This window comes from Phenylobacterium sp. (genome assembly GCF_031181185.1).
GTDB lineage: Bacteria > Pseudomonadota > Alphaproteobacteria > Caulobacterales > Caulobacteraceae > Phenylobacterium.
In genome coordinates this window covers 1-6360 of the sequence record NZ_JAPSKZ010000198.1, presented here as the reverse complement: position 1 = coordinate 6360, position 6360 = coordinate 1, and the positions used below count along the sequence as shown (strand labels likewise).

At 67.6% G+C, this 6360-nt stretch carries 4 protein-coding genes; 3 read left to right on the top strand and 1 reads right to left on the bottom strand.

What is annotated here, in order from left to right:
• Both RIF93_RS17735 and RIF93_RS17730 read left to right on the top strand, forming a co-directional pair.
• On the top strand, positions 1 to 1942 hold a 1942-nt coding region (locus RIF93_RS17735), incomplete at its 5' end, for a TonB-dependent receptor domain-containing protein (protein ID WP_309092777.1).
• A 108-nt stretch (positions 1943 to 2050) separates the two neighbouring features.
• On the top strand, positions 2051 to 4081 hold the full coding sequence (locus tag RIF93_RS17730) for a TonB-dependent receptor domain-containing protein (protein WP_309092776.1): 2031 nt from the start codon (positions 2051 to 2053) through the stop codon (positions 4079 to 4081).
• 78 nt (positions 4082 to 4159) lie between these two features.
• Here RIF93_RS17730 and RIF93_RS17725 read toward each other — a convergent pair whose 3' ends face one another.
• Positions 4160 to 6004, bottom strand: a complete 1845-nt coding sequence (locus tag RIF93_RS17725; RefSeq protein ID WP_309092775.1) for a peptide MFS transporter — start codon at positions 6002 to 6004, stop codon at positions 4160 to 4162.
• 206 nt (positions 6005 to 6210) lie between these two features.
• Here RIF93_RS17725 and RIF93_RS17720 point away from each other — a divergent pair.
• Positions 6211 to 6360: DUF427 domain-containing protein (locus RIF93_RS17720; protein WP_309092778.1), on the top strand; the 150-nt coding region annotated here is incomplete at its 3' end.

The window sequence follows — 6360 nt, the reverse complement described above, 5'->3', positions numbered from 1 at the left end:
CAGCTATCCGGCCAGCTTCTTCGCCAGCCAGCAGCCCGCCAACGCCGCCGAGATGCTGGACCGTATCCCTGGCTTCGCTCTGGACACCGGCGACTCGGTCCGGGGCTTCGAAGGCTCGGCCGGCAACGTCGTGATCGACGGCCGCAGGCCCGCCAGCAAGACCGACAATCTCGAGCAGATCCTGCGTCGCATCCCGGCCGGCCGGGTCGAGAGGATCGACATCATTCGCGGCGGCGCGCCCGGCATCGACATGCAGGGCAAGACGGTCATCGCCAATGTGGTCCGCAAGGCAGGCGGCGGCCTGACCGGCCTGGTGGCCGTGGCCCAGAACCACACCGCCGACGGCCGGACCGCGCTGGCGGCGCGCGCCGAAGCCCAAGGTCAGTTCGGCCCCAGAACCTGGGAGCTGGGCTTCTACGGCGGCAAGGCCATCGACGACGGCTACGGCAAGGGCGAGGCGGTGCGCCAGTATGCGGACGGCCGCCCGACGGAGGTCGTCGACCTCGAGCAGGAGGGCGACCTGCTCGATTGGCAGGGAACCGGCACGTTCGAGACGCCGCTGGCCGGGGGTGTCGCGCGCCTGAACGGCCGCCTGTCTGAGCGCAAATTCAAGTTCGACGAGGACTTCCGCATCCTCAGCCCCGCCCCGGCGCTCGAAGAGAGCGACGAGACGTTCCATGAGAACGACGCGGAGCTGGGCGTCAACTACACCCGCAACCTCAACGCCAGGACCGCGATCGAACTGGTGGGCCTGCGCCAGGAAGGCACGTTCGACATCGTCTCCAGGTTCGCCGCCGGCACGGGGCACTCCACGTTCGAACTCGACCGTGAAACCACCGAGACCATCGGCCGTGCGGTGCTCAAGTACCGCCACGACGACCGCCTGTCGTTCGAAGGCGGCGGCGAGTTCGCGGTCAACGAGCTGGACAGCGCAGCCCGCCTCTTCGTCAACGGCGTCGACCAGGACCTGCCCGCCGGGAACGTCCAGGTGAAGGAGGAGCGCGGCGAGGCCTTCGTGAAGGCGACGTGGCGGCCGATCTCCGCCTGGACCGTCGATTCCTCGCTCCGCTATGAGACCTCGACCATTTCGTCGGACGGCGACGTGGCTCTGGAAAAGACGCTCCACTACTGGAAGCCGCGCGTGTCGATGACCTGGGATGCGCTGAGCCGCACCCAGCTGCGGTTCCGCATCGAGCGCGAGGTGGGCCAACTCAACTTCGACGACTTCGTCGCCTCATCCCGCTTCTCGAGCGGCGGCGGCGTCACGGCGGGCAATCCGGACCTGAACCCCGAACAGGCCTGGGTGGCCGAGGCGGCGGTGGAACAGCGCTTCTGGGGGGCCGGTTCGGTCCTGTTGGCGTTCCGCCACTACGAACTCAAGGACGTCGTCGACCGGGGCCCGGTGTTCGGGCCCGCCGGCGAGGTGTTCGACCGGCCGGCGAACATCGGCGACGGGACCAAGGACGAGCTGGCGCTGGAGGCGACCATCCCCTTCGAGCGGCTGGGCCTGCAGGGCGTCCTGCTGCGCGGCGAAGTGGTCAAGCGCTGGTCCGAGGTGATCGACCCGACGACGGGCGCGAAGCGCCAGATCTCCGGGCTTGAGCACCTGGAGTGGGAAACCAGCCTGACGCGGGATATGCCGCGCTGGCGGATCAACTACGGCGTCGAGGCCTTCGGCGGCTTCCGCCAGACCTACTACCGCTACAACATCGTCGAGACGGTGAAATTCAGCACCTACGTCCACCCCTTCCTCGAGTGGAAGCCGCGGCTCGACATCCACATCCGCTTCGAGGCTCCCAACGTGACCGGCCGGGGCGTGCGCCGCACCATCGTCAGCTATCCCGGCCCGCGGAACGCCGGCGGCGCGCCCGTCATGGAGCACCGCGACGTGAAAGCGCCGCAGATGTGGTACGTCCGCGTGCGGAAAACCTTCGGCGGATAGCGGCTAAACGCCGGAAATCTTTCCCCGATTTAATCCACCTTACGGGCAATTAATTGGTCCCAAACCGAGGGCGCAGGTCATCTGCGACCACTTGGGGAGCTGTACCGTATGCTGATCTTCAACGTGCTTGCTCAGGCCGCCGCGGCCGCCGTTCCGGAAGCCGCCGTCCAGGCTCCGCCGCAGCAGGGGGTGATCAGCTATCCCGCCAGCTTCTTCGAGGGTCAGCAGGTCTCGAACGCCAACGAGATGCTGAGCCGCATCCCGGGCTTCACCCTGGACGTCGGCGACAGCGTCCGCGGCTTCGAAGGCGCCGCCGGCAACGTCCTGATCGACGGCCAGCGTCCCGCCGCAAAGAGCGACACCCTGGATCAGATCCTGCACCGGGTGCCCGCCAGCGCCGTCGAGCGCATCGACATCATCCGCGGCGGCGCGCCCGGCATCGACATGCAGGGCAAGACCGTCATCGCCAACGTCATCCGCAAGCCGGGGGCGAGCTTCCGCGGCCTGTTCGCCGTGGCCAACAACCACCTCTGGGACGGCCGCAACATGCACGGGATGCGCCTGGAGCTGTCGGGCGGCGACGGGACCCGCACCTGGGAAACCACGATCCGCTACGGCTACGGCAACGACGACGGCGGCCAGTTCGGCCCCTACGTGCGGATCCGTCCAGACGGGACCATCGAGCGCCGCGCCGACTACGAGTCCGAAAGCGACGGCCTGCAGCAGACCATCACCGCAGGCTACAGCCAGCCCCTGCTGGGCGGGCGCATCACGCTCAACGGCCGCGCCTTCTGGGACAGCTGGAAGAGCGAGAACACCGTGCGGTTCTCCCTGCCCGCCGACCGCGTAGACAACTTCACCTCGCCCTACGACGAGTTCGAGACCGAGCTGGGCGCGCGCTACAATCGCGATTTCGGCGCGCGGACGAAGCTGGAGGCCGTCCTCCTGCGGTCCGACTCCGCCTTCCACGGCTTCGACCTCGCCCGCACGCCGGGCGTCACCAACGATTTCCGCTACGAGCGGGACTACAACGAGACCATCGGACGCGCCGTGCTGAAGCATCAGCGCTCGGCCACCCTGTCCTTCGAGGCGGGCGGTGAGGCGGCGCTGAACAAGCTGGACAGCCATACCGAGCAGTTCGTCAACGGCGAGGCCCAGGTGCTTCCCGCCGCCGACGTGCAGGTGGAGGAGATGCGGGGCGAGGCCTTCGCCAAGGCGGTCTGGCGGCCGACCCCCGCCTGGACCTTCGACGGCGGCCTGCGCTTCGAGGCATCGGAGATCTCATCCGAGGGCGACGTCGTTCTCGAGAAGAGCCTGAGCTTCCTGAAGCCCCGCCTCGCCGTGGCCTGGCAGGTCCTGCCGAACACCCAGATCCGCGGCCGGGTTGAGCGCGTCGTGGGTCAGCTGAACTTCGACGACTTCGTCGCGGGCGCCGACTTCGAGGAAGGGACCGGCGTCAGCGTCGGCAACCCCGACCTTGATCCCGAGCAGGCCTGGGTCGGGGAACTGGCGGTGGAGCAGCGGTTCTGGAAAAGCGGCGCGCTGACCGTGACGTACCGCCACTCCGACCTGAAGGACGTCATCGACCGCGGTCCGGTGTTCGCCGCCAACGGCGCCGTCTTCGATCGGCCGACGAACATCGGCGACGGCACGAAGGACGAGCTGATCGTGACCCTCCAGGTCCCCTCCGAGCCTCTGGGCTGGCGGGGCGGCGTCCTGCAGGGCGAGCTCAACAAGCGCTGGTCCGAGGTGATCGACCCTACGACGCTCACCAAGCGCGAGATCTCGCGCCTGCGCCCGCTGGAATGGGAGGTCCGCTACACCCAAGACATGCCGCAGTGGAACGCGAGCCTCGGCATGGCGGTGTTCAGCGGGTGGTCGCAGACCACCTATCGCTACAACTCGATCACCGACGTGAAGCTGCACAACGCCTTCATCACGGCCTGGATCGATAAGCGGCTGGCACCTGACACCATTCTGCGCGTCGAGGTCCAAAACCTCGCCGAACGCGGCATCCGCTTCAACACCAAGGCCTATGGCCCCGACCGGCGGACCGGTTCGCTGCTCTACACCGACGACCGCGACCTGACGCCCGGCCGCTCGGTCTACATCCGGGTCCGCAAGAGTTTCGGCGGCTAGCCGCCCCGCTGGCGCCGGAAGCAGAGAAGGCCGCGGATCGCTCCGCGGCCTTCATCATTTTCGGGCTTGTGCCCGGACCTAGCTGTTCAGGTCCCGCCGGATGGCCGCCGGGCTGACGGCCTGGCGCTCACCGTCGAGCACCGGAGCGATCGGCTCGGGCTGGGCGCCCGCCGGGTCGTTCACGCCGTGGGCCCAGTGCTTGATGAAGAAGCTGAGCACGACGAACGCCACGCCGATGCCCATGCCCCAGAGCCCCAGCATGTTGAAGACCTTGAGCGATGCGGCCAGCGAGGCGGCCGGGTCGGTGACCTGGCCGCCGACGGTGTGAGTGCCCGCCATGCCGGCGATCCAGCCGCCGACGTACTGGGCGACCGACGAGGACAGGAACCACACGGCCATCATGAACGAGACGACCTTGGCGATGGACAGCTTGGTGATCTCGGAGAGGCCCACCGGCGACAGGAACAGCTCGCCCGTCGTGTGGAACATGTAGAGCAGCGCCAGGAAGATCATCGGCAGGCGGTACTGCTCGTCGGCGAAGGCCGCGCCCCAGACCACCACCATGAAGCCCAGGCCGACCTGGAACAGGCCCAGGCCGAACTTCAGCGTCGGGTTCGGATCGCGGTTGCGGCTGGCGAGCCAGGCCCACATGGCCGCGAAGATCGGCGCGAAGATCAGGATGAAGCCGGCGTTGAAGGACTGGGTCTGGGCGGCGCTGACGCCCACCAGCTCCACGTTTCGCGCCGCGAACAGGTTCAGCGAGGTGCCGGCCTGTTCGAAGAGGGTGAAGAACACCACGGCCCCGAGAATGAGCACTGTGGCCAGCATCATCCGCTGCCGCTCGACCCAGGTCTTGGCCATGAAGGCGATGATCAGGCCGATGCCGATGAACGCAGCGACGGTGGAGATGCCGAGCGCGACGCCGACGACCGCGTTGCGCTGGACCAGCCACCACACCGGCAGCACGCCGAGGACGGCCAAGCCGTAGATCAGCCACTCGCGGTTGATCGGCCCCGCCACCGGCTTCTTCAGCAGCTCCGGGTTCGGCGGCTCGCCGTTGCCCTGCAGGTGCTTCTTGCCGAGCACGAAGACGATAAAGCCGGCCAGCATGCCGACGCCGGCCAGACCGAAGCCGGCCCACCAGCCGAACTTCACGCCCAGCAGGCCGCAGAGCACCGAGGCCCAGAACGCGCCCAGGTTGATGCCGTAGTAGTAGAGCGTGAAGCCAGCGTCGCGCCGCGGGTCGCCCTGCGGATAGAGCTGACCCACCAGGGTCGAGATGTTCGGCTTCAGGAAGCCCACGCCCATGATGATGAGCGAGACGGCGAGGTAGAAGGCGTTCTTGCCGAACGGATCGACCTTGTTCTCGAGCTGGTACGAGCCCTCCGGCAGCACCGCCGGCAGCGGGGCCGTCGCCGGGAGGTTCTTGATCTCCAGGCCTCCCGTCGCGGCCGGGCCGAACTCGTGCGGCTGGCCGTTCACGACCAGGCGGACCTGACGCTCCTCCATCAGGCCCTGCGAGACCACTTGGTAGCTCTGGCCGGCGTAGGTCAGGGTTTGGGTCGCAGGCTTGCCCTCGACCGCCATGGTCAGGTGGCCGGCCACGAGCAGCAGGGCGCCAAACGCCACCGCTTTGCGGGTCCCGATGTAGCGGTCGGCAAGGATGCCGCCGAGCAGGGGCAGCAGGTACACGAGCGAGGTGTAGGAGCCGTACTGGGCGTTCGCCGTCTCATCGTCGAACAGCAGGTGCTGCGTCAGATAGAAGATCAGGATCGAGCGCATGCCGTAGTAGGAGAAGCGCTCCCACATCTCGGCGAAGAACAGGATGATCAACCCGCGCGGGTGGTTCTTGCGGAGCTGCATCAGCACCGGCAGGCCGGTGATGAGCGTGATCGCTATGCCGATCAGAACGATGAGATTCATGCGGAGGAGGTTCCGGTTTCCCTATGGACTTCCGAGGCTTCGGGAGAGTTTCGCCCGACCGCCAGAGATTTGCGGGGAGAAAATCACGCGGAACCTGCAAGCACAAGCAACGAGGCCGCCCTATATCCTAGCCGCTCAGGCCAGCGTCCTCCGGACGGAGCTTCACCCGCCCCTCTGGCGTTGTCAGGCTGAAGGAGGACCCCGTCATGCTGACCCCCGGCCCCGACCACCCGATCACGATCGAGCCTGCCAAGCGGCGCTGGCGCGCCTTCTTCGCCGGCCACGTGATCGCCGACACCGACGACGCCCTGATCCTGCAAGAGTCCAACCTCGCACCGGTCGTCTACTTCCCGCGC